We start from the raw sequence: 20379 nt of genomic DNA, 5'->3' as shown, positions 1-20379 counted from the left end.
GATTCCTGTGGACCGGGGCAGTTTTCACGCTGCCCGACCGTCTCGCAGATATGCACACGCTCGCGTTCGACGGCCGAACGGGTGCCAGCGGCGACATGCTGCTCGGCGCGCTGCTGGCGGCCGGGGCCGATCCAGACGTCCTCTCGCCCGTCGAGGACGCACTCGACGTCTCCTACGATATCCTCCAGGTGACGAAAACGGGAATCTCCGCGACGGCGGTCGACGTGCTTCTCGACGGGGACGACGACCATAGCCACGCAGAGGATCACGACCACGCCGACCACTCACACGATCATAGCCACGCAGAGGATCACCACCACGCCGACCACTCACACGATCATAGCCACACAGAGGACCACCACCACGCCGACCACTCACACGATCATAGCCACACAGAGGACCACCACCACGCCGACCACTCACACGATCATAGCCACGCAGAGGACCACCACCACGCCGACCACTCACACGATCATAGCCACGCAGAGGACCACGATCATCAGCACACACACCACGCCGAGGGCCACGGCCCGCACCGGACGTACCCCGAGGTCGTCGAGATCGTCGAAGGGATGGGGCTGCCAGCCGACGTCGAGAGCGACGCGCTGGCCATCTTCGAGATCCTGGGCGAGGCCGAGGCCGCGGTCCACGGCACGGATCTCGAATCGACGCACTTCCACGAGGTCGGGGCCGACGACGCCATCGCCGACGTGGTCGGCGCGGCGCTCCTCCTCGATGACCTCGACGTCGAGCGCGTGGTCACGACGCCAGTCTCGACCGGAGGCGGCACGGTCGAGATGAGCCACGGGACCTACCCCGTCCCCGCCCCCGCAGTGACCGAGATCGTCGAACGCGCCGACTGGTCGATCCGGGGCGGTCCCGTCGACCGCGAACTGCTGACCCCCACGGGCGCGGCGATCCTCGCCCACGTCGCCGAGGGCGTCGACTCGCTGCCGTCGATCCGCGTCGAGACCTCGGGCTACGGCGCAGGGACGATCGATCTCGACGGTATTCCGAACGTTCTGCGCGCACTCGTCGGCGAGACCGACGGTCTCCTCAGAAAGGAGCCGATCACCGTACTGGAGACGAATCTCGACGACGCGACGCCCGAGACGCTCGGCGGCCTGCAGGAGACGCTCCTCGAGGCCGGTGCACGGGACGTCTCGATCCTGCCGGCGACGATGAAGAAGTCCCGCCCGGGCCACCTCCTGAAGGTGATCGTCCGCCCCGAGGACGCCGACAGGGTGGCCCGAAAACTCGCCGCAGAGACCGGGACGCTGGGCGTCCGCGAACACGGCGCAGGTCATCGCTGGGTCGCCGAGCGCTCGATCGTCACCGCGACGCTACTCGAAGACGGACAGCGCCGCGCTGTCGACGTGAAACTGGGGGCCGATTCTGAGGGGTCGATCTTCGACGTGAGCGCGGAGTTCGACGACGCACTCGACGTCGCTCGGGACCTCGATCTGCCAGTCAGGGACGTCGTCGAGCGTGCGGAAGCTGCCGTCCGGGACGGTCGTGCAGACCGGCTCGTCCACGTCTGCGAGGCAGCGCGCTGGGCGGAGTTCGAGGACAGCGAGACGTACACCCATCCGAGTCTCGACGCAGAGGGGGTCGTCCACTGTGCGACGCCCGAGCAGATTCTCGCCGTCGCCCAGTACAACCACGCTGACGACGAGGAGCCGCGGCTGCTCGTGATCGATCCCGAGCGAGTCGACAGCGAGATCAGGTACGAGGAACAGCCCGACGGCCGCAGCTACGCCCACGTCTACGGTCCGCTGAACACCGGCGCTATCGTCGACGTCCTCGACTTTCCCCGGGAAGACGGCCGGTTCGTCCTACCAGAGAAGTTGTCGTAGCGCGCTCTCAGAACGTCTCGACGACTGCCGGCATACAGCCGTCGCCGGGTTCGTGATACGAGAAGTGATCCGGCACGTAGTCGACGTTGTGGTCGGTGTAGTTCACAGGCGGAGCGCCCTCACAGCCCTCCTCGCCGACCGCCGAATCGAACTCACCCGTCGAGTAGGCCCAGTTCAATACGTCGTCGCCGGATTTCCAGAAGTTGTCGAACCGCCCGACAGCGGCTGCGATGTCGTCGCCGTACTCGCCGTCGGTCGAGACCGAATCGTTGTCCGCGGCACCACCGAGCAGCGTCGCTGACGTCAGGACGTCACGATACCCCCAGGAATTGAGACTCTTGATCGCTTCCAGCACCACTCGGGCCCCGAGCGAGTGCCCGGTCAGGCGGAACGACGTGCCGGGACACCGGGCCGCGTAGTCCAACAGGAAGTGCGCGAGTTTCGGGCCGTTGCGCTCGGCGATGTCGGTTGCGGGCCACCAGTCGGTCGTGCTCGTGTCCGAGTCCCAGCTATAGCCCACGACCGGCGCGTCGTAGCCGTTGTTCGACAGCGAGGCCGAGACGGTGGCGAAGTGATCCGGTGCGTCGGATTTAGCAGTGCGCCAGCCGTGGACCGCGACGACCACCTCGCTCGGTGATCCCGACGTGTCGAAGCCCGGGATGGCCCCGACAGTATCGTAGTCGACTGCGTTGTGCCCGTCTGTCAGCTGGTCGCCGTACCACCAGTGGATGTCGAAGTGCCCGCGTGTCGTCGCTCGCGGATAGTCCGGCGCGCCCTGGATGTCACCGTCGTCGCCGTCGAACGCCGCCGCCTGTCCAGCCGTCGCCGCGAGCCCGCCGGCCGCCAGCGCCGTCGCCCCCGCCGTCCGGAGGAAGTCACGTCGATCTGTGCCCCGTGCTGTGTCCTCGCCACGAAGTGTGTCATCGTGCCCCATGACACCGAAACCATTTCATTCACGTTTAATAGTGATTAGTGAACCGGAAACGAGTGTGCAAGGAGTTGTCTACTCGTCGCGGTGTTCGGCGAGAGCCTCTTCGATCGTGAGGTCACCGACGGCGACGCGGCGTGCGAGTGTCTCGTCGATCGCACGGTTTTTCTCACTCTCTTCGCGCGAGCGGTCTTTGATTCGCTGGATCTCGCCAGCGGTGGGTTCGATCTCCCGAGAGTCGGTGGGTTCGCCCTCGATCCGGGCGATGTTGGCCGCGGCGAGCACGTCGCCCATGCCGCGGGTGCCGGTCCCGAGATAGGGCGTCGTCCCCGTCTCGTCGACCAGTTCGACGGGCGCATCGATGTCGTCGATGATCCGACCGCCGATCAGTCGCGCGCCGTCGCCGATCCGAACGATGGGGTCGACGGCGTCTTCGACTTCGCGGTGGACGACTTCGGCGGCGTCGCTCGGCGGGACCTGGAAAGCCGCGACCACCACGTCACCGACCAGTACCGCGATCCCGGGCTTCTCACCGGGATCGATCCCGACGACTGTCCGGCCGTCGCCCCCGCGGAGCCGTGCGAGCGCGTCCTCGACTGCGCGGCGCGGGGCGCCCGGTCGGGCCGTGACGACGGGCACGTCTGCGGGCGCATCGACTGTCTCTTCGGGTCCGACGATCACCAGCGAGGTTCGTTCCGGCAGCGGGTCGTCGGGTTCGATCGTGGTGAATTCGACGCTGCGGTCCCGCAGCGCCTGGACCACGCCGTGATAGACTTCGAAGTCCGAGGTCGCGACGACGATCACACCCGATCTTTCGGGCGCTCGTACTTACCAGTAGCCGTTGTCCGCAGGAGCGAAGACCGTGCCCGCGAGTACGAGTGTTTTTGACCGGGCCCACCCAATCCACAGCCGTGACAGAGCCGATTTCGACAGGCTGTTCGCCGATCGACGAGCTACTGGGTGGGGGGCTCCCACGGAGCGCCGTCACCCAGATATACGGCCAGCCAGCCGCCGGCAAGACCAACCTCGCGCTCGGAGCCGCCATCGAAGTCGCCGCCGCGGGCGACTCTGCCCTGTTGATCGACACTGAAGGAATCTCGCCCGACCGGATGGAGCAACTCGCCAGCGCCCGCGGCGACGTCGACGAGATCGCTTCGAACATCATCATCTCCGAGGCGACGACCTTCGAAGAGCAGGAGCAGGCCGTCAAGGACGCCGCCGACCTCGCGAGTCAGGTCGAGGTGATCGTCCTCGACAGTGCGACGGGCTTCTATCGACTCGAACGTGACGACCAGGACGGTGGCGAGGCCCTGCGGGACGTGGCCCGCCAGCTCACCCACCTGCTCGGTCAGGCCCGCAAACACGACATCGGCGTCGCGTTCACCAATCAGGTCTACACCGATCCCGACAGCGACGGAACACGGGCGCTGGGCGGGCACACCCTGAATCACTGGTCGGCCGTCATCCTGCGGCTCGATCGCTTCCGCGGCGGGAACCGGCGGGCGACGCTGGAAAAACATCAGTCGAAGGCCGCCGGCGACACCGCGCGCTTCCAGATCACCGGCGACGGTCTCGAGGGCGTCGAACAGGTCTGAGAGCGAGTCTCACACCACCGTCGATGTTTTTCAGCAATCCACGAGACGCGAGTGTATGGACGACACTGCCGAGGTTCCAGACGAAGGCGACGCCTACGGCAAAGCGATACGGGACTACTACGAGGACGAGGAGGGCTTCGAGATCGTCGAGCGCGACGACGGATTCATCGCGCCCTCGGGCGGGCCGGAGATGTACTTCAGCGAGTACGAGGAGTGGGGAGATCACCTGCACGCTGGCCTCGACCACCTCCGGGGCCGCGTCCTCGACGTCGGCTGTGGCGCTGGCCGACACGCGCTGTATGCCCAGGGACAGGGCCACGACATGGTCGGGATCGACGTCTCGGCCGGTGCGGTCGAAGTGAGCCGCGAGCGCGGCGTCGAGAATGTTCGGGCGTGTGATGTGGCCGACGTGGGCGAGGCGTTCGATTCGGACACCTTCGAGACGGTGCTCATGCTGGGTAACAACTTCGGGCTGGTCGGCACGGCCGACACAGCTCCGGAGGTGCTCGACGCGCTGGCGACGGTCACGACCGAGGACGCCCGGATTATCGCCGAGAGTCGCGACATCTACGAGAATATCGACGAGTACCACCGGAGCTACCACGAGTATAACCGCGAGCGCGGCCTGCTCCCCGGTGCGCTCCGGATCCGGACGCGGTACAAGACCCACAGCACGGAGTGGTTCGACTACCTGCTGGTCTCGCCCGCGGAGATGGACGACGTGCTGGCGGGGACGGCGTGGACCCGGACCGAAACCTATCGCGGAGAAGGCGGGCAGTACGTGGCGGTGCTGGAGAAAGAGCGGTAGCAGAAGAGTCGAGCATACGGCGCGGGCGGTAGCGAGGTCGCTGCGCGATTTCGGAAAGTCGAGCGGTGAAACCGCGAGACAGTGAGCGCCGTTTCACTCGACCGAGCGGCGAAGCCGTGAGGTCGAGGTCGTTTTTCCCCAAGTTTTTGCAAGGAGTGGTTCGAGCGCGCCTCCGGCGCGACTCGAACCCGACGCAGTAAAAAGTGGGTTCTTAGTAGATCAGTTCGTCGTCGTTCTCGGCCATATACAGCGTCCGGGCGGCGATATTGACGGCGTGGTCGCCGATCCGTTCGAGGTCCCGGATCGTCAGCAGGAGACGGGAGACGTCGGCCATGAGGCGTTCGATCTCTTCCTCGGAGGTCTGGTCGTCGATCTCGCGTTCGATGAGGTCTCGGACGACCGCGTCGGAGGCGTTCGCACAGAGGTCGTCGATCTCGTCGTCGCGCGCGGCGATGTCGAACGTCGCGTCGATGTTTTCCTCGGCGTAGGCGTCCATCGACTCTTCGACCATCTCGACGACGGCGTCGCCGATGGCCTGGATGTCGACCTCGGGGTACATCTCGCGGTCGGCCTCCAGCGTGTACTCGCCGAGGTTCGTCGCCAGATCGCCGATGCGTTCCAGATCGGTGATGATCTTGAACGAGGCGGCGATGAATCGCAGGTCGCCGGCGACTGGCTGCTGGAGGGCCAGCAGGTCGACACAGTCCCGTTCGAGGTCGAGATAGAGCTGGTTGATCTCGCTGTCGCCGTCGATAATCTGCTGGGCGAGCTGTTCGTCTTTCGATTGCAGGGCTTCGAGTCCCTGGCGGACGCGGTCGAGGACGACCTCGCTCATGTAGAGGACGTCCTCGCGCAGGTCGTCGAGTTTCGCCTGATAGGATTCTCGTGGCATGGTTTTGAGTCCGATGGGGGTGGTGATGTAAGTTGGTGTTCTCGCAGACGTTGCAGTTACCCGAACTTCCCGGTGATGTAGTCCTCGACACGCTGGCTCTCGGGGTTCTCGAAGATCTTCTCGGTGTCGTCGTACTCGACCAGCTCGCCGCCGGTGAGGAAGACGGCGGTCTGATCGGAAATGCGGGCGGCCTGCTGCATGTTGTGGGTGACGACGACGACCGTGTAGTCCTCGGCCAGTTCCTCGATGAGGTCCTCGATCTTCGAGGTCGCGATGGGGTCGAGCGCACTGGCGGGCTCGTCCATCAGCAAAACTTCGGGATCGGTCGCCAGCGCGCGAGCGATACAGAGCCGCTGTTGTTGGCCACCCGAGAGGCCCAGCGCGTTGTCGTCCAGCCGGTCTTTGACTTCGTCCCAGAGGGCCGCTTGCCGGAGACAGCGCTCGACGAGTTCGTCTTCTTTGTCCTTCTCGTCGCGACCGAGCATCCGGGCGACGAGCCCGCGGTTGATCTCGCCGTGCTTGCGCGGGCCGTAGGCGATGTTGTCCCGGATCGACTTCGGGAAGGGGTTGGGCTCCTGAAAGACCATCCCGACGCGCTTGCGGAGTTCGACCAGGTTCGTGCCGGGCTGGTAGATATTCTGGCCGTCGAACTCGACCGAGCCTTCGACACGAGCGGCCTTGATCCGGTCGTTCATCCGGTTCAGACACCGCAGGTACGTCGACTTCCCACAGCCCGAGGGGCCGATGAGTGCGGTGACGCTCTTCTCGGGAATCTCCATCGAGATGTCCTTGAGCGCGTGGTCGTCGCCGTAATAGACGTTCAGGTCCTCGGCGGACATGATGGGCGTGCCGGCGACGCGGTAGTCCGTCCAGGCGTCGCGGGTCTCCTCGACGCTCTCGCCGCTGGTGGTGACCGTCGCGGTCTCTGCCGTCTGGTCGGTGTCGGTCGTCTGCGATTCCTCGGTCGCGGTGTCGATGTTCATCTCTGTCATTGTTCGAGTTTCCTCCTGAAGTAGCGCCGCGAGACGATGCCGATCGCGTAGAACGAGAGGACGACGGCGAGGAGGACGAGCGCCGTCCCCCAGCCGAAGGCCTCGCGTTCGCCCACGCCGGCGGAGATGACGGCATAGACCTGATACGGCAGGGCGCTCGCCCGTTCGATCAGCGCAGGATTAGTCACGTGGAGGAACGGGGGCTGGAGACTCGTCGAAACCTGGAAACTCTCCAGGATTCGCGGTGCCTGACTCGGGAAGTTCGGCCCCCGAGTCACCAGCAGGATCGGTGCGGTTTCACCAGCGATCCGACCGACGCCGAGGATGACGCCGGTGATGACACCCGGCATGGCGGCCGGAATCACCACGGATCGGATCGTCTCCCACTTGCTCACGCCGAGGGCGGCGCTGGCGTCACGGTACTCGTCGGGGACGCTCTTGAGCGCCTCACGGCTCGTGATGAGCACGAGCGGCATGAGCATGAATCCGAGCGCGAGCTGGCCCGCGAACAGCGACGGCGTGTTACCGAATCGCGGGACGATAAACGCCAGCACGAACAGCCCGAAGACGATGCTGGGCGTACTCCAGAGGCCGTTGGTGGCGATCTCGACGATCCGGGTGAGGAGGCTCTCCTCGGCGTACTCCGTGAGGTAGACCGCCGCACCGAGCGCGAGCGGGACGGCAAACAGGACCGCGCCAGCGACCAGCCAGACCGTGCCGACGATGGCGGGCAGGACGCCTGGCTGGATTCCGAGGCCGCTGGAGACGTTCATCACGAACGGCCAGTCCAGCGCGCCGAACGGCGTGATCGTGACCAGATCGAAGAAGACCAGTTCGTTCATCGTCAGCACGGTGTGAGCCAGCAGGACCGTCAACGCGCCGGTCAGACCGACAGTCGCGAGCTGTGCCTGCGCGAGCGCGTCGTCTCGCGTCTCACCGGCAGGCTCGCCACGGACGTACTCGGCAGCGAGGACGACGGCGTAGATCGCGAAACAGAGCGCGACGAGCTGTGCGGCCGTCGCGAGCGCGACCACGCCGACGAGCGGGCCGAGCTGTGTCCCCGCGACCGCGACGACGCCGGTCGTGACAGTGATCCACAGCGCCAACACCAGATAGCCGAGTCCCGCAGTGACCGCGAGTCGGAGTTCGGCCACTGGCGCGACCGCCGCGGATCGGATCGACTCGCCGGCTGCGAGACGCTGGCCCAGCAGGACGAGCGGATAGGCAGCCAGGACGACGGCGACGGCGGAGACGAGCGTCGTCCCGACGAAGGCGATCGGCTCGTCGGCGACGCCAGTGATCAGCCCGAACCCGGCGACGCCTGCCAGCACGAGCCACCCGATCAGGAGCCCGGAACGGAGATTTTCGGGGAGCGTGTCCCGTTCGCTCAGGACGTCGATGCCGTCGTACTGTCGTCGAGCGAGGACGAACAACAGCAACACGGAGAGGAACGCGAACCCGGTTCCGATCCGCGTCGAGGGCGTGAGGGTGACGCCACCGGCAGTGACTGACTGTCCAGCGGCGAGAACACCAGTGAACAGGAGGGCGAGCAGGCTGAGGACCGTGAGAATACTGACTCGGAGGACGGCACCCACGAACGCGATTGGCGACGTGAGGTCGAACTCGACCGTCCAGGCCTCGCGACTCGCGAGCGCGACCAACAGCGTCACCGCGACGAGCAGCCCCGTCGCGGACCCGAGCGAGAGGTTCTCGACGGTGATGCCGAGGCCTTTCGAAGTGATGTACGCGATCAACGCGACCAGCACGCCGAGGACGGCCACGACGACCAGCGAGATCAGCAGATACGCGCCCGTCTGTCGGCCACGCGTCCCGAATCCAGCGTAGGCCTTGCCGGCGGTCCAGCCGCCGAGCAGTACCAACAGGAACGACAGCGAGGGGACGACGATGCCGGCCGGGAACGTCGCGGAGATGTCCGGGGGCGACCAGGTCCAGGTCGGCCCGAACAAGCCGGCGAGGACGACGACGCCGGCGAAGACCAGCAGCAGGCCGACTGGGACCGTCGAGGAGAGGTCCTCGCGAGTCACGATCGAGAATCCGACAGCAGTGAGCCCCGCGAGCGGGGCGACGAAGAGCCAGCCGCCCTGCCCCAGCCCGAGCGTGTTCGCGGCGGCAAACCCGGCCGCGACCGCCCACAGACTGCCGAAGATGAGTCCCGTGAAGAGACCGCCAACGCGGCTGGGAGCGGTCTCGACGTACTCCAGCCGCGAGATGACACCCAGCCCCAGCGTGGATACGCCGAGGGCGAGCAGGCCGAGACCGAACCAGCGATACAGCGGCTGGCCCGCGAACGCGGCGTCGACAGGCTGGCGACCGAACAGCGCGAAGATCGCCCCGAACATCACCAGGAACGCGATCGCGACTGTGCCGGCGGCGACTCGCTCGTACGGAGAGGATCCCTCGGCGACGAGCTGTCTGTCGTACGCTTCGCTCATACCTCACCTCCGAGTTTTCGTTTCATCCGTTCCTCGATGTACTGGGACGTGATGCTGATCGCGGTGACGATCAGGAACAGGACGACCCCCGCGGCGAACAGTGCGCTGAGGAGGTACTCTGTCCCGACTGCCGGGCCGAAGTTGCCTGCGATCAGCGTCGTCAGCGTCTCACCGCTGTCGAAGACGTCGTAGGCCGGCTGGGGGAGTTCCTTGACGTGGGCGATCATCACCGTCGCCGCCATCGTCTCGCCGATCGCCCGGCCGAGTCCGAGCAAGACGGCAGCAGAGATACCCGAGAAGGCGGCCGGAACGGTGACGCTCTTCATCGTCTGCCAGTCGGTCGCGCCCATCGCGAGCGCGCCGCTTTTCATCGATTCCGGGACTGTGGAGATGGCGTCTTCGGCGACCGAGACCACGGTCGGCAGCGCCATGAAGCCGATGACGACGCCGATCGGCAGCAGTGCGCCGAAGCCCGTCGAGAGTTCGGAACTCACGTATGGATTGATGATCGTGAACCCGATGAACCCGTAGACGATCGAGGGGATCCCGGCCAAAATCTCGACGCCGGGCTTGACTATCTCGCGGACTTGCTCGGGTGCGATCTCGCTGATGAACAGCGCGCCGGCGACCCCGAGTGGGCCGGCGACCAGAATCGCGACGATCGTCGTGATCGCCGTCCCCCAGATCATCGGAACCAGCGAGAACGTGTTCGTATTGGGATCCCACATCTCGCCTTCGAGCGGGAGGAGGATGCGAACGCCCATCCGCTCGAAGACGGGAATGGCTTCTGCGAACAGGAAAAAGGCGATCAGACCGAGCGTGACGACCGTCGAAATCGTCATCAAGAAGGTGAGCGTTCGGGCGGCGGCGGCCTGGCGTGTCACCCACACGGTCGCACTGACGAACAAGAACGCGAGCAACAGCGGCATGGTCCAGACCGACTGGGTCGCGAAGGCGGCCGCCGTCGCGACAAGAACAAGCGTCTGGATCGTAATGAGTGCCAGACCGAGCCGATCCGTTTCGTCCACGACGGTGGGTTTGAGCCATCGGAGCGTCAGCACGGGGAGTTCTGTTATCGATGCCATCGTGGCCCCTCCAGTGACGACGTGCGCGGGTGCCGGCCGCGCTCACGTGCGTCTGTTGTACGTGTGTTCATGTGTGGCTCAGGGTTCGGGGAGCTTCGAGCGCTGATTTTCGAGGCGATCAGCTGGGAGTTTGAAGTAGTTGTTCCCCGCGACACAGACCTCCTGACCGAAGTCCGAAAGGATCAGATCCAGGAAGGCGGCCTCTTTGCGGGAGGTGCCCTCCCAGGTGTACATGTGGAGGTCGCGGCTGAGGGGGTACTCCTTGGCCCCGAGGTTCTTCCCGAGTTCGTAGACCGTCCCGTCGACCTCCAGGGAGATCGGTCGGACGGGCCCGTTCTGGTTGACGAACGCCAGCGCGAGGTAGGCGATGGAGTTGTCCGATTGTTCGACCAGCTGGGCGACCTGCTGGTTCTGCCCCTTGCGGACGTCGGGGCTGATCGGCGCGTCGGGGTCGCCGTAGAGGTTCGCCCGGAACGCGGTGTCGGTCCCGGACTCCTCGGCGCGGCCGATCACACGAATGTTCTTGTCCGGACCGCCGATTTCCGACCAGTTGGTGATCTCCTTGCGGTAGATCTGGCGGAGCTGTTCGGCGGTGACGCCCGTGACGCCCGCCTCGTAGAGTTCCTCGCTGACGACGATCGGCTGGCCGTCGACGCCGACGACGTGGTTGACGAAGCTGTCCAGCGTCGCCTCGCTGGCGTCCGGGAGTTCGTCGGCGACGGGCGCGCTGGAGTTGCCGATGTCCACACGCTGTTCCCTGACAGCGTTGACGCCGGTCCCGGAGTGGCTGAGTGCGATGTTCGCCCGGAAGGGAGGCGTCGACCGCGTCTCGGTCGGTTCGAACCCGTACGTCGACGCATAATAGTCCGCGAGGTTCTGGGTCGTGTCGATACCGAACTCCCCGTGCGGCCAGTATTCGGTGTCCGTCGCAGGTGGGTTCCCGTTCCAGCGCTGGGCGGCGGTGTTGGCGATCGGATACACCGTCGACGAGCCGTCGGCGGTCAACGCCGACACGTTGCTGGATCCGTTGCCGCCGGCAGCGCGACCAGGCTGGATCGCTCGCTGACTCGCACACCCTGCGAGCCCCGCTGTGCCGACTACTGCGGAACCGAGAAGGAACGCACGCCGCGATACACCTCCCGTCTCTTCGCTCATCACTCCAGAGCAACAGGGAAGTAAGTAAATACCCTACTATTACAACTATCTATATCTATGTAGACTATATAGATATGTCTTTGTGAGTTTTTCACTAGGATATCTGGGCGACTGAGATCGCCCCGCCCACACGCTCTAAGTGACCGTACACGGTACCAAAGGTCCAATATCCTACCAGGGCCCGTCTGGCGAAAATCACTGCTCTCCAAGTGAATGCCATCTCGGTCGCCCCGAGTTAGTAGTCGATTCGACGTAAGATTTCGCACCTGTAACTGTAAGAAGGGTTTCTACATAGATAGGGTACAATTTATATTCCCGTAGGAAAGAGCATGAAGCATGGAGACACGGAAGGTCCAGGTCACGGGCGGCTCGACGTATACTGTTTCGCTGCCGAAAGACTGGGCGACCGCAAACGACGTCAGCGCGGGCTCGATCGTCGAATTCCACTCCGAAGAGGACCTCCTGTTGCTCTCGCCGAAAGACGAACAGGAGCGCACGGAGGGGACACTCGATATTACTGGACTGGACGAGGAACACGAACTCACGCGCGCGGTGATGACGATGTACGTCAGCGGCTTCGACATCATCACGCTCGAATCCAGTCGGATCACCGCCACACAGCGGCGCACGATTCGCAACGCGACCCAGGGACTCGTCGGGCTGGAAGTCATCGAGGAGACCAGCGACCGCGTCGTCCTGCAGGACCTGCTGGATTCGTCGGAGCTGTCGGTCCACAACGCCATCACGCGGATGCGACTGGTGTCGCTGACGATGCTGGCCGACGCCGTCAAGGCACTGGTCGAGGACGACGACGACCTCGCCCAGGACGTCATCGAGCGCGACGACGACGTCGACCGCCTCTGGTACATGGTCTCGCGCGTGTTCCGCACCGTCCTCCGGAATCCGACCGCCGCCAACGACATCGGCTTCCCGCGAGAGACGGTCTTCGACTACCAGTCCGCAGCACGACAGCTCGAACGGATCGCCGATCACTCGACGAAGATCGCCCGGATCGCCCTCGAAGTCGAGGGCAGCAGCGACGTCGAGGGTGAGGCCCTGATCGGGCTGCAGGAGGCCGCCGTCGGCGTCCCGGAACTGGCGATGGACGCGCTGCTGGAGGACGACTCCGAGAAGGCCACGCAGATGGCCAACGAGGCCCGGGCGATGATCCGTGAGATCGACGCCCAGGCCCGCGAGGTCGACAACGAGATCCGCGAACTCGACGACCCCCAGCGCGCCCAGCGACTCGGGCTCGTTGTCGACTCGCTCTCGCGAACCGCGGACTACGGGAGCAACATCGCCGAAAGCGCCCTCCAGAAGGCCGCGCCGCGACCGAACTAGACGACCAGCGCCGTTTCTGGATCGTCCGTCACTCGTAGTAGCGCTCGATCACGCTTGCGGCCCCCGCCGCAGTTTCCCGATAGGCGCGCTCGCCGTCAGGCGTCCGCACAGCAAAGGCGTACTGGCGGCTGTCCGGTCGATACCAGACGTCGCGATGCTCGCGGAGCGCGGCCGGCAGATTGCGATCCTCGTCGGCCGGTTCGACCAGGAGGTCGCCGGTGATGGGATAGGGTTCGAAGACGCCGTGGTTGACCTCCCGCCGCTCGGCTGCCTGACGAGCGGCCGCCATCAGAATTTCCTGTGTGTTCCGCGGTTGTTCGTCCGGGCCAGGGGTACACTGCTCGTAGGTCCCGTCTGGCTGCATCTCCCAGCGCTTGACGTTGTCCGTCAGCATCACTTCCAGAACGAATCGCAACTGCTCGCGTAGCGTCACGTCCTCGACTGGTGCGACAGCCTCGACACGGTAGTCGAGGTTGCGCGTCATCCAGTCCGCCGAGCCGATGTAGTACTCGGGATCGCCTCCGTTCTCGAAGTAGAAGATCCGTGAGTGTTCGAGAAAACGCCCGACGACGCTGTGAACTCGAATCGAATCGCTGAGTCCCTCGATGCCCGGCCGGAGCCGGCAGATGTCCCGGACGATCAAATCGATCTCGACGCCAGCCTGTCCGGCCTCGTACAGTTCCCTGACGATTTCGGGGTCTTCGAGGCCGTTGACCTTCGCGACGATTCGACCAGCGTCGCCGTTGCGCGCCAGATCCGCCTCGCGTCGGATGTATTCGGTGAACGACTCACGCATCGTGACGGGCGCGATCAGTAGTTTCCGGAACTGATCGTCCAAGGAGGGGCCGGTGAAGAAGTTGAACACCTTGACCAGGTCTTGTCCGATGTCCCGGTCAGCCGTGAGCAGTCCGAGGTCGACGTAGCCTTTGGCAGTCTCGGAGTGGTAGTTACCGGTCGCGACGTGGGAGTACAGCTGGACGCCATCCGATTCCTGGCGGACGACCAGTGCCGTCTTGGTGTGAGTCTTCAGGCCGATCGTTCCGTAGGCGACGTGGATTCCGTGTTCTTCGAGACGGCGGACCCATTCGAGGTTGTTCTGCTCGTCGAAGCGGGCCTTGAGTTCGACCATCACCGCGACCTGCTTGCCGTTCTCGGCGGCGTCGATCAGCGTCTGGATGACCTGGGAGTCGCTGGCAGTCCGGTAGATCGCGGCTTTGATCGCCAGGACGTCGGGGTCGTTGGCGGCCTCGTCGAGGAATCGCTGGACCGTCCGGTCGAAGGAGTGGTATGGGTGGTGCAAGAGGACGTCGTCGCTGCGGATCTCGCTGAAGATGTCGTCGTGGCTCTGGGCGAGGTCGAACTCGTGGTCGTAGCCGTGTTCGTCACCCTGCAGCCGGGGATGAGGCTGAGGCGTCCACGGGTCGAGTTTGAGTGCCGGCCGATCGAGGTCGGTCAACTCCATGAAATCCCGGAAATCCAGCGGCCCGTCGACAGTGTAGATCTCGCGATCGTCGAGATCGAGTTGGGACGCCAGTGTATCCACGATTCGGTCCGGCGCGTCGGCCTCGACCTCCAGACGGACGACCGTCGCGAACCGACGCTGTTCGATGACGTCCTCGATCACGTCGATGAGGTCCTCGGCGACCTCCTCGTTGCGCCTGACCTCGGCGTTGCGCGTGATCCGGAACAACGTGGTGTCGACGATCTCGACCTGCGGGAAGAGCAGATCCAGGTTCGCCCGGATCACCTCTTCGAGCAGAACGAACCGCTGATCGTCGACCTCGATCAGCCGAGGGCGATTCTGCGGGATCTTCACGCGCGTGAACGTCGGCTCCTCGGCGTCGTCACGGCGGGTCAACACCGCCAGCGAGAGGCTCAGATTCGAGATGAACGGGAACGGGTGTGCCGGATCGACCGCGAGCGGCGTCAACGTCGGCAGGACGTCCTGCTCGAAGTACAGCCGCAGTTCCTCCTGGGTCGCGCTGCCGAGGTCGTCGTAGTCGACGATCTCGATCCCCGCCTCGGCAAGCGCAGGCCGGATCGTCTCGCGGTAGCAGGCCGCCTGCCGCTCGAACATCGGGCGGGAACGGTCGAGGACCTCCCGGAGTTGCTCGGCAGGTGTCCGCCCGTCGACCGTCGGGGTCGTCACACCGGCATCGACCTGTTGTTCGAGCCCGCCGACACGCTTCATGAAGAACTCGTCCATGTTCTTCGTAAAGAGTGCCAGAAATCGGACGCGCTCCAAGGGTGGGTTCCGGTCGTCGAGCGCCTCGTGGAGCACCCGCTGCTGGAAGGCCAGTTCGCTCAGCTCACGGTTGAGATACAGGTCCGGATCGTCCAGCGCGAGCGTCGTCGGATCGTGCTCCAGTGGATCGGACACGGCGGCGTCGGGAATCCCTGGCATCAGTCGGCGAGACACTCGAACCCCGGTGTCGGTTCGACGATGCTGTCCTCGGATCGTGACACGTGGGTCTCGACAGGGTCGACGGCGATGAATTCCGCGCGCGTACAGTCGTAGGCCGTCAACTGGCCGCCGTAGACACAGCCGGTATCCAGCCCTACGGCGCAGTCGGTCTCGAACGGGTGAGCGAGAACGGTATGACCGAAGAAGACGCGCGGCCGCTCACGGCGCTGTTCGAACCAGTACGGGCGAGTGTAGCCGCCGGAATCGGTCAGCGAGCGCATGTTCAGCAGATCCTCTCTGGAATGGTTGGCAAGGGATTTGCGGTGGTCGATCCCGCCGTGGACGGCCATCGAGTCTTCCCAGGAGAGCACGACGGGCATCGATTCGATGTAGTCGTGGTCGGCGTCGGTCAGTTCCGGGAGCGTCTTGTCACCGCGGAGGACCTTGGCCTCGTTGTTGCCCAGAACGCTCACGGCGTTGTCCATCTGCCGGACGCGTTCGACGACGCCCTGGCTGTCCGGCCCCTTCCTGACGAGGTCGCCGACGAACACGAGGAGGTCCGCCTCGGCCGGATCGAGACGCTCCAGCAGCCGATCGAGCGTCGCCCGGCAGCCGTGGACGTCGCCGATCACGTAGATGCCGCGCCACTCGCTGGCGTCGATTCGCCGGTGCACAACAGCGTCGTCGAACGTCGGTTTCGCGTGCATGATCACTCACAGGGCCGACGGATCCGACCCAATCTATCCGAGTGTAGAGTGGACCCTAAAGAGGGGCTTTATATGATATCTACTGACGGCTATGTAGCCGTCAAGACCGATAGCAAAAAGGACACAGAGAGGGTGAGCGGCGGCGTGTCGGTCGTTCCAGGGACGCGATGCGACGGCCAGAAGTGCGGGACCAGTGGCACGGCCGTCGACCGAGCCAGGTAACGCCCGTCACGCACCACTTCTGAATCAGGATGATGGGGACAAAAGCGTCGCTAAGAGGGCTATCCAGATCGCAATAGTAGTCGGTAGCTACTCGACGAGGACCGCGTTGACCTGCCCGTCCTGGCCGGGGCGGGAGGTGACGCGAGCCTCACCCGCGCTGGTCTCGATGACCGCGCCCTTGGTGATGATGTTTCGGCGGATGTAGTTGGGGTTAGCGTCGTTCTCGACGACGTTCTCGATCTCGGCCTCGACGACTTCCTCGCCATCGGCGACGCTGGCGATGTCGGTGCTGATCGCACGAATCTTCGTGGTGTTGCCGCGCGTGTCGACGACCTTCAGGCGCGGCTCGTCGAGTTCGGTCTCGGTCGGCTGATCGCCGAGTTCGTACTTGCGCTTGTTTCGGGCGTGGCGGCGGCGGCCACCGGTCCGTTTGCGAGTGGAGCGGCCCTGGAATTTCATATCCGATCCAAGCACCAGGGCGTACTTGAACCTCTCGACTTCGACACAGACGGGCGAACCGGCACTTTTAGGCCGATAACGCACTCCAGTTGACAATAATGAGTCTGCGAACAGCCGTGGCAGCCCCGTTCGTCCAGTCGGGGACGGATCGACTGGGACGTAGCGACTTCGTCGTCGCACTGTCGCTCGACCGTGACTGGTTCTCCCCCGACCAGGCCAAGCGGCTGCTGGACGTCGCCGAAGGCGAGGGGCTACTCGACACCGAGGACGGCGAGGTCGTGGCGACCTTCGACGTCGGGTCGGTGTCGATCCCCGAGGACTTCGTGCCCGAGGAGTCGATCCTCCGCCAGCGGACGACCTTCGAGCGCGTCCTCGATGCGGTCGTCGAGGCCGGGACCGAGAAACAGGCCGCTGTCGCCGCGATCAACGGCCTCCAGAGCGACCTCGGCGTTACGCTCGAAGCCGCGGCAGTCGTCTACGCCCGCCGGCAGGGACTGGCCGTGACCGACCACGCCACGCGCGCACTGGGGGAGTACTGATGGTCGAAGACTGCATCACCGACGGCAAGCGGATCGGACAGTTGCTCGCCTCGGAGCTGTCGGGTCGCGAGAGCGGTCCCCTGGCGGAGCTATCAGTCGTCGACGCCGACCGCGACGCGACCCCGAGCGAGGACGGCACGCCCGCCTATTCCATCGCCAGCGCTCGGAGACAGATCGGCGTCGTCTCGCTCTTTCCGGAGTACGCTCGCGTGACACTCACCGTCGGAGCCCGCGCCGTGGCCGAGTCGTCTGCCAGCAAGGGGATCCCCGCCCGTCGCGAGGACGACGCCGTCGTGTTGCGCGTCGAGAGCGGCGCGGCAGTCAAGCAGGCAATCGATCTGATCGGGGACGCCGTCGGCGGATAGAGAGAACGGACCCGCGACGGGCGGAGACTCACAGGAACGGCAACGTGAACGCCGCAGTGGCAGCGCTGATCACGACCCAGCCGGCGAAGTTCCACCACGGAACCTCCCGGAGACGCGGCCCCGGCAGGTCGTCGGTATACGTCCAGTGGCCGTCGGCGACCCCTCGGTGGTCGGTGAGTATATCGTACGTCGTCGCAATCGCCGCCCCGAGCGCGACAGCGGGCACGCCGTCGACGGCCAGCAACGCCACCCGAAACGAGAGATAGACGACACCGGTCCACCCGAAGAGGACATATATCGGGACGCCCAGCACTTTGGGCCCGACGTGATGGTCGAGCCAATCGAGATTGATGACGGCTGCCTCGGCGACGAAGGCGATCGCTGCGCCGCCCGCGAAGAACGCGAGGGTCGCTTCCAGGGGCCACGTGAGGACGGCGTGTGCGAGCGCGATCAGTCCGATCGCCGTCGTCGAGGCGGCGAAGGCACGGCTGCTCGGCATGGCTGGCCGTTCTCGAGGACTGATCAAAGGTGTCCCGGTTCGGCCGATCGCAGCCGCCGTTCGTCTTTTGTCGCCGGCGGGCGACACCCGAGGTATGACCGAGGCCGACATCCGCCAGGCCAGACTCGAGGACCACGACGCAGTCGCGGCCTTCACGAGCGACACCTGGGCCGACCGCGACGTGGGCGACTACATCCCTGACGTCTTCCCCGAGTGGATCGAAACTGACGGTCCCGACCAGCGTACCGTCGTCGTGGACTGCGATGAGGACATCGGCGGCATCTGCCAGGCGGTCGTCCTCTCCGAACACGAGGCCTGGCTCCAGGGCATGCGGGTCAACCCCGACTACCGCGGAGAAGGCTACGGCCTCGCGATGGTCGAGCACCTCTTCGCGTGGTGTCGCGAGCGGGGCGCGTCACTCGCCAGAAATATGGTCTTCTCCTGGAACGACGCCGGCCTCGGCCAGTCCCGGGCGGCGGGATTCGAGCCGGCCGCGGAAGCCCGCTGGGCCCAGCCCGCGCCCGATCCGAATGCGGATCCGGCCCTCGACGTGGTCGAGAATCCAGACGCGGCCTGGGCCTGCTGGCAGCGCAGTCGGGCCTGCCGGCGGCTCTCGGGGCTGGGGATCGATCCCGGGGAGTCGTGGTCGCTCTCGGAGGTGACCCGCCAGCGACTGGGCGACCTCGCCGACAGCCAGCGTGTGCTCGCAGTGCAGGACGGGGCGGGCACGCGCGCGTCGACTGCTCGGGTCCGCGTTCGCGAACGCGAGACCGACGACGGCGTCGAGTCCATCGCCGTCTACGGATTCAGCGTCTGGGACGATCTGGAGAGCGCACGGGCGCTGTTCGACGCCGTCGCCGCCGACGCCGCCGACCTGGGTGTCGATCGAACCCGGGTGCTCGTCCCCGAGACCTGCCGGCACGTCTCGGACGTGGCCGCCGCGCGAGCCGACGCCAGCGACGAACCGATCTTCGTGCTCGAAGCGGATCTGACAGTCTGAGAGTCAGGCCGTCGACCCCGGAGTGTCGGCCTGCCTGACGTCATCGCCCGACCACTCGATGCCGGTATCTGTCTCGACGAGCTGTCCCTCCGACTGCCACGTCTCGACGATCTGCTGTAATCCCTCCGCGACAGTAGGGTGGGTGGGTTCCCAGTCGAGTTCCTGGCGCGCCTTCTCGTTGGTCGTTCGCCACTCGCTCGTGAGCAGGTCGGCGGCGATCTTCCCGACGAAAAACCGGGCGAGCCAGCCCGGGACACGTCCCGGTTCAGGTGCATCGAGCAGATCGGCGAAGGTCTCGAAGAACGCTGCCGGCGCCACTGGCCGGTCGTCGACGACGTGGTAGACCCCACTCGCGCCCTGCTCGACGGCCGCGACGAACGCTGTGGCCGCGTCGTCGATATGAACGAACGACATCGTCCCGTCCTGGCGACCGAGAAGTCCGCCGCCGACGATCGGCAGGTCGCCGTCGAGTAAGTCTTTGCCCCACTCGCGAGTGTCCCGGGCATCGGACGCATAGAAGAATCCACACCGGAGGATCGCAGCATCGAACGTTGCCTGCGTGGCGCGCTCGCGAAGCAGATCCTCGACTTCGGCAGCTGATTCGGTCGCTCGGTCTGGATTGTACGCGGCTGTCTCGTCGAATTCCGAGCCGTCGGGCTGCCGGACCACCCACACGACGCTCGGGAACAGGACTTGCTGGAGCGTCTCGGGCGCGGCAGCAAGCAGATTTGTCATCCCGTCCAGACGGACGCGATCGTTTCGCACCCACTCCTCGTCGCTGGGTTTGGTCGAGTCCGGTATCGCCGTCGCAGCGTGGATCAGCACGTCGACATCGTCGTCGATCACCCGATCGAGCGACCCGGGTTCGAGGACGTCGCCCCGTCTCGCGATCCCACCGTATCTTTCGACGATCTGTTCGCCCTCCGCGTCACGTGCAAGGCCGTGAACCTCATGACCGCGGTCGGCGAGCGAGTCGACGAGTCGGTGTCCGAGAACGCCTGTTGCGCCAGCGATGAAGACCTTCATACAGACTCGTTCGACCGCGACGATCGAACACTTGCTGCCGGATTCGCGCGGGG

17 protein-coding genes and 3 pseudogenes are annotated in these 20379 nt (G+C 65.3%); 8 read left to right on the top strand and 12 right to left on the bottom strand.

Translation table 11 applies throughout. The features are described 5' to 3' along the window. Positions 1-50: 50 nt before the first annotated feature. Together larC and DV733_RS17705 are read left to right on the top strand one after the other, a co-directional pair. Positions 51-1505, top strand: a pseudogene (gene larC, locus DV733_RS10285) (nickel pincer cofactor biosynthesis protein LarC); the annotation flags it as partial. A 93-nt stretch (positions 1506-1598) separates the two neighbouring features. Further along, positions 1599-1856, top strand: a pseudogene (locus DV733_RS17705) (DUF952 domain-containing protein); the annotation flags it as partial. 7 nt (positions 1857-1863) lie between these two features. Here DV733_RS17705 and DV733_RS10280 read toward each other — a convergent pair. Next, the gene (locus DV733_RS10280) at positions 1864-2790 is read right to left on the bottom strand and encodes a DUF726 domain-containing protein (RefSeq protein WP_049994777.1); all 927 of its coding nucleotides are present in this window, start codon (positions 2788-2790) and stop codon (positions 1864-1866) included. 69 nt (positions 2791-2859) lie between these two features. Further along, entirely contained in the window at positions 2860-3588 is a 729-nt protein-coding gene (locus DV733_RS10275) for a hypothetical protein (RefSeq protein ID WP_049994778.1), read from the bottom strand. 107 nt (positions 3589-3695) lie between these two features. Here DV733_RS10275 and radB point away from each other — a divergent pair, with 107 nt between their 5' ends. Further along, the gene (gene radB / locus DV733_RS10270) at positions 3696-4379 is read left to right on the top strand and encodes a DNA repair and recombination protein RadB (RefSeq protein ID WP_049994779.1); all 684 of its coding nucleotides are present in this window, start codon (positions 3696-3698) and stop codon (positions 4377-4379) included. 55 nt (positions 4380-4434) lie between these two features. Next, complete coding sequence (locus DV733_RS10265; RefSeq protein WP_049994780.1) at positions 4435-5187, top strand: class I SAM-dependent methyltransferase; 753 nt, start codon at positions 4435-4437, stop codon at positions 5185-5187. Between the two features lie 211 nt (positions 5188-5398). Here the strand turns inward: DV733_RS10265 and phoU are convergent, their stop codons facing one another. The 5 genes and pseudogenes from phoU to DV733_RS10240 form a co-directional block, all read right to left on the bottom strand. Continuing rightward, the gene (gene phoU / locus DV733_RS10260; protein ID WP_049994781.1) at positions 5399-6079 is read right to left on the bottom strand and encodes a phosphate signaling complex protein PhoU; all 681 of its coding nucleotides are present in this window, start codon (positions 6077-6079) and stop codon (positions 5399-5401) included. 56 nt (positions 6080-6135) lie between these two features. After that, on the bottom strand, positions 6136-7071 hold the full coding sequence (gene pstB / locus DV733_RS10255) for a phosphate ABC transporter ATP-binding protein PstB (protein WP_394346228.1): 936 nt from the start codon (positions 7069-7071) through the stop codon (positions 6136-6138). Next, positions 7068-7862 (bottom strand): annotated as a pseudogene (gene pstA / locus DV733_RS17870) (phosphate ABC transporter permease PstA); the annotation flags it as partial. The pseudogene pstA and the gene pstB, both read right to left, overlap by 4 nt. A 1658-nt stretch (positions 7863-9520) precedes the next feature. After that, complete coding sequence (gene pstC, locus DV733_RS10245) at positions 9521-10609, bottom strand: phosphate ABC transporter permease subunit PstC (RefSeq protein ID WP_049994782.1); 1089 nt, start codon at positions 10607-10609, stop codon at positions 9521-9523. Between the two features lie 78 nt (positions 10610-10687). After that, complete coding sequence (locus tag DV733_RS10240) at positions 10688-11764, bottom strand: PstS family phosphate ABC transporter substrate-binding protein (RefSeq protein ID WP_049994783.1); 1077 nt, start codon at positions 11762-11764, stop codon at positions 10688-10690. A gap of 336 nt (positions 11765-12100) precedes the next feature. On the opposite strand from DV733_RS10240, the gene DV733_RS10235 reads away from it, so the two are divergent. Further along, the gene (locus DV733_RS10235) at positions 12101-13105 is read left to right on the top strand and encodes a phosphate signaling complex PhoU family protein (protein ID WP_049994784.1); all 1005 of its coding nucleotides are present in this window, start codon (positions 12101-12103) and stop codon (positions 13103-13105) included. Between the two features lie 28 nt (positions 13106-13133). On the opposite strand, the gene ppk1 is transcribed toward DV733_RS10235, so the two are convergent. The 3 genes from ppk1 to DV733_RS10220 form a co-directional block, all read right to left on the bottom strand. Continuing rightward, positions 13134-15509 carry a polyphosphate kinase 1 gene (ppk1, locus tag DV733_RS10230; RefSeq protein WP_049994785.1) on the bottom strand — a complete coding sequence of 792 codons (2376 nt, stop codon included), beginning with the start codon at positions 15507-15509 and terminating at the stop codon, positions 13134-13136. Further along, on the bottom strand, positions 15509-16216 hold the full coding sequence (locus DV733_RS10225; RefSeq protein WP_049995345.1) for a metallophosphoesterase family protein: 708 nt from the start codon (positions 16214-16216) through the stop codon (positions 15509-15511). Before DV733_RS10225 ends, ppk1 begins: the two co-directional genes overlap by 1 nt. A 309-nt stretch (positions 16217-16525) precedes the next feature. After that, complete coding sequence (locus DV733_RS10220; protein ID WP_049995346.1) at positions 16526-16897, bottom strand: 30S ribosomal protein S8e; 372 nt, start codon at positions 16895-16897, stop codon at positions 16526-16528. A gap of 98 nt (positions 16898-16995) precedes the next feature. Here DV733_RS10220 and DV733_RS10215 point away from each other — a divergent pair, with 98 nt between their 5' ends. Continuing rightward, positions 16996-17436 (top strand): DUF2240 family protein, encoded by a 441-nt coding sequence (locus DV733_RS10215; RefSeq protein WP_049994786.1) that lies wholly within the window; start codon positions 16996-16998, stop codon positions 17434-17436. Further along, positions 17436-17801, top strand: a complete 366-nt coding sequence (locus DV733_RS10210) for a hypothetical protein (RefSeq protein ID WP_049994787.1) — start codon at positions 17436-17438, stop codon at positions 17799-17801. The genes DV733_RS10215 and DV733_RS10210 overlap by 1 nt, the downstream gene beginning before the upstream one ends. Before the next feature lie 28 nt (positions 17802-17829). Here DV733_RS10210 and DV733_RS10205 read toward each other — a convergent pair whose 3' ends face one another. Then, positions 17830-18300: a carotenoid biosynthesis protein gene (locus DV733_RS10205; RefSeq protein WP_049994788.1), complete on the bottom strand. Its 471-nt coding sequence runs from the start codon at positions 18298-18300 to the stop codon at positions 17830-17832. A 94-nt stretch (positions 18301-18394) separates the two neighbouring features. On the opposite strand from DV733_RS10205, the gene DV733_RS10200 reads away from it, so the two are divergent. Next, positions 18395-19300, top strand: a complete 906-nt coding sequence (locus tag DV733_RS10200; protein ID WP_049994789.1) for a GNAT family N-acetyltransferase — start codon at positions 18395-18397, stop codon at positions 19298-19300. 3 nt (positions 19301-19303) lie between these two features. On the opposite strand, the gene DV733_RS10195 is transcribed toward DV733_RS10200, so the two are convergent. Further along, on the bottom strand, positions 19304-20326 hold the full coding sequence (locus tag DV733_RS10195; protein ID WP_079979559.1) for an NAD-dependent epimerase/dehydratase family protein: 1023 nt from the start codon (positions 20324-20326) through the stop codon (positions 19304-19306). Positions 20327-20379: the final 53 nt, after the last annotated feature.

Origin of the sequence: Halapricum salinum, from assembly GCF_004799665.1 — an archaeon.
Taxonomy (GTDB): domain Archaea; phylum Halobacteriota; class Halobacteria; order Halobacteriales; family Haloarculaceae; genus Halapricum; species Halapricum salinum.
The sequence above is the reverse complement of the archived record's forward strand: the minus strand, read 5'-3'. Positions and strand labels throughout refer to the sequence as shown.

What these genes read in the sequence shown, in the direction of transcription:
- DV733_RS10280 (WP_049994777.1), bottom strand. Translation starts at nt 2,790, where the DNA reads ATGGGGCACGATGACACACTTCGTGGCGAGGACACAGCACGGGGCACA.
- DV733_RS10265 (WP_049994780.1), top strand. Translation starts at nt 4,435, where the DNA reads ATGGACGACACTGCCGAGGTTCCAGACGAAGGCGACGCCTACGGCAAA.
- phoU (WP_049994781.1), bottom strand. Translation starts at nt 6,079, where the DNA reads ATGCCACGAGAATCCTATCAGGCGAAACTCGACGACCTGCGCGAGGAC.
- pstB (WP_394346228.1), bottom strand. Translation starts at nt 7,071, where the DNA reads ATGACAGAGATGAACATCGACACCGCGACCGAGGAATCGCAGACGACC.
- pstC (WP_049994782.1), bottom strand. Translation starts at nt 10,609, where the DNA reads ATGGCATCGATAACAGAACTCCCCGTGCTGACGCTCCGATGGCTCAAA.
- DV733_RS10240 (WP_049994783.1), bottom strand. Translation starts at nt 11,764, where the DNA reads ATGAGCGAAGAGACGGGAGGTGTATCGCGGCGTGCGTTCCTTCTCGGT.
- DV733_RS10235 (WP_049994784.1), top strand. Translation starts at nt 12,101, where the DNA reads ATGGAGACACGGAAGGTCCAGGTCACGGGCGGCTCGACGTATACTGTT.
- ppk1 (WP_049994785.1), bottom strand. Translation starts at nt 15,509, where the DNA reads ATGCCAGGGATTCCCGACGCCGCCGTGTCCGATCCACTGGAGCACGAT.
- DV733_RS10225 (WP_049995345.1), bottom strand. Translation starts at nt 16,216, where the DNA reads ATGCACGCGAAACCGACGTTCGACGACGCTGTTGTGCACCGGCGAATC.
- DV733_RS10220 (WP_049995346.1), bottom strand. Translation starts at nt 16,897, where the DNA reads ATGAAATTCCAGGGCCGCTCCACTCGCAAACGGACCGGTGGCCGCCGC.
- DV733_RS10215 (WP_049994786.1), top strand. Translation starts at nt 16,996, where the DNA reads ATGAGTCTGCGAACAGCCGTGGCAGCCCCGTTCGTCCAGTCGGGGACG.
- DV733_RS10210 (WP_049994787.1), top strand. Translation starts at nt 17,436, where the DNA reads ATGGTCGAAGACTGCATCACCGACGGCAAGCGGATCGGACAGTTGCTC.
- DV733_RS10205 (WP_049994788.1), bottom strand. Translation starts at nt 18,300, where the DNA reads ATGCCGAGCAGCCGTGCCTTCGCCGCCTCGACGACGGCGATCGGACTG.
- DV733_RS10200 (WP_049994789.1), top strand. Translation starts at nt 18,395, where the DNA reads ATGACCGAGGCCGACATCCGCCAGGCCAGACTCGAGGACCACGACGCA.
- DV733_RS10195 (WP_079979559.1), bottom strand. Translation starts at nt 20,326, where the DNA reads ATGAAGGTCTTCATCGCTGGCGCAACAGGCGTTCTCGGACACCGACTC.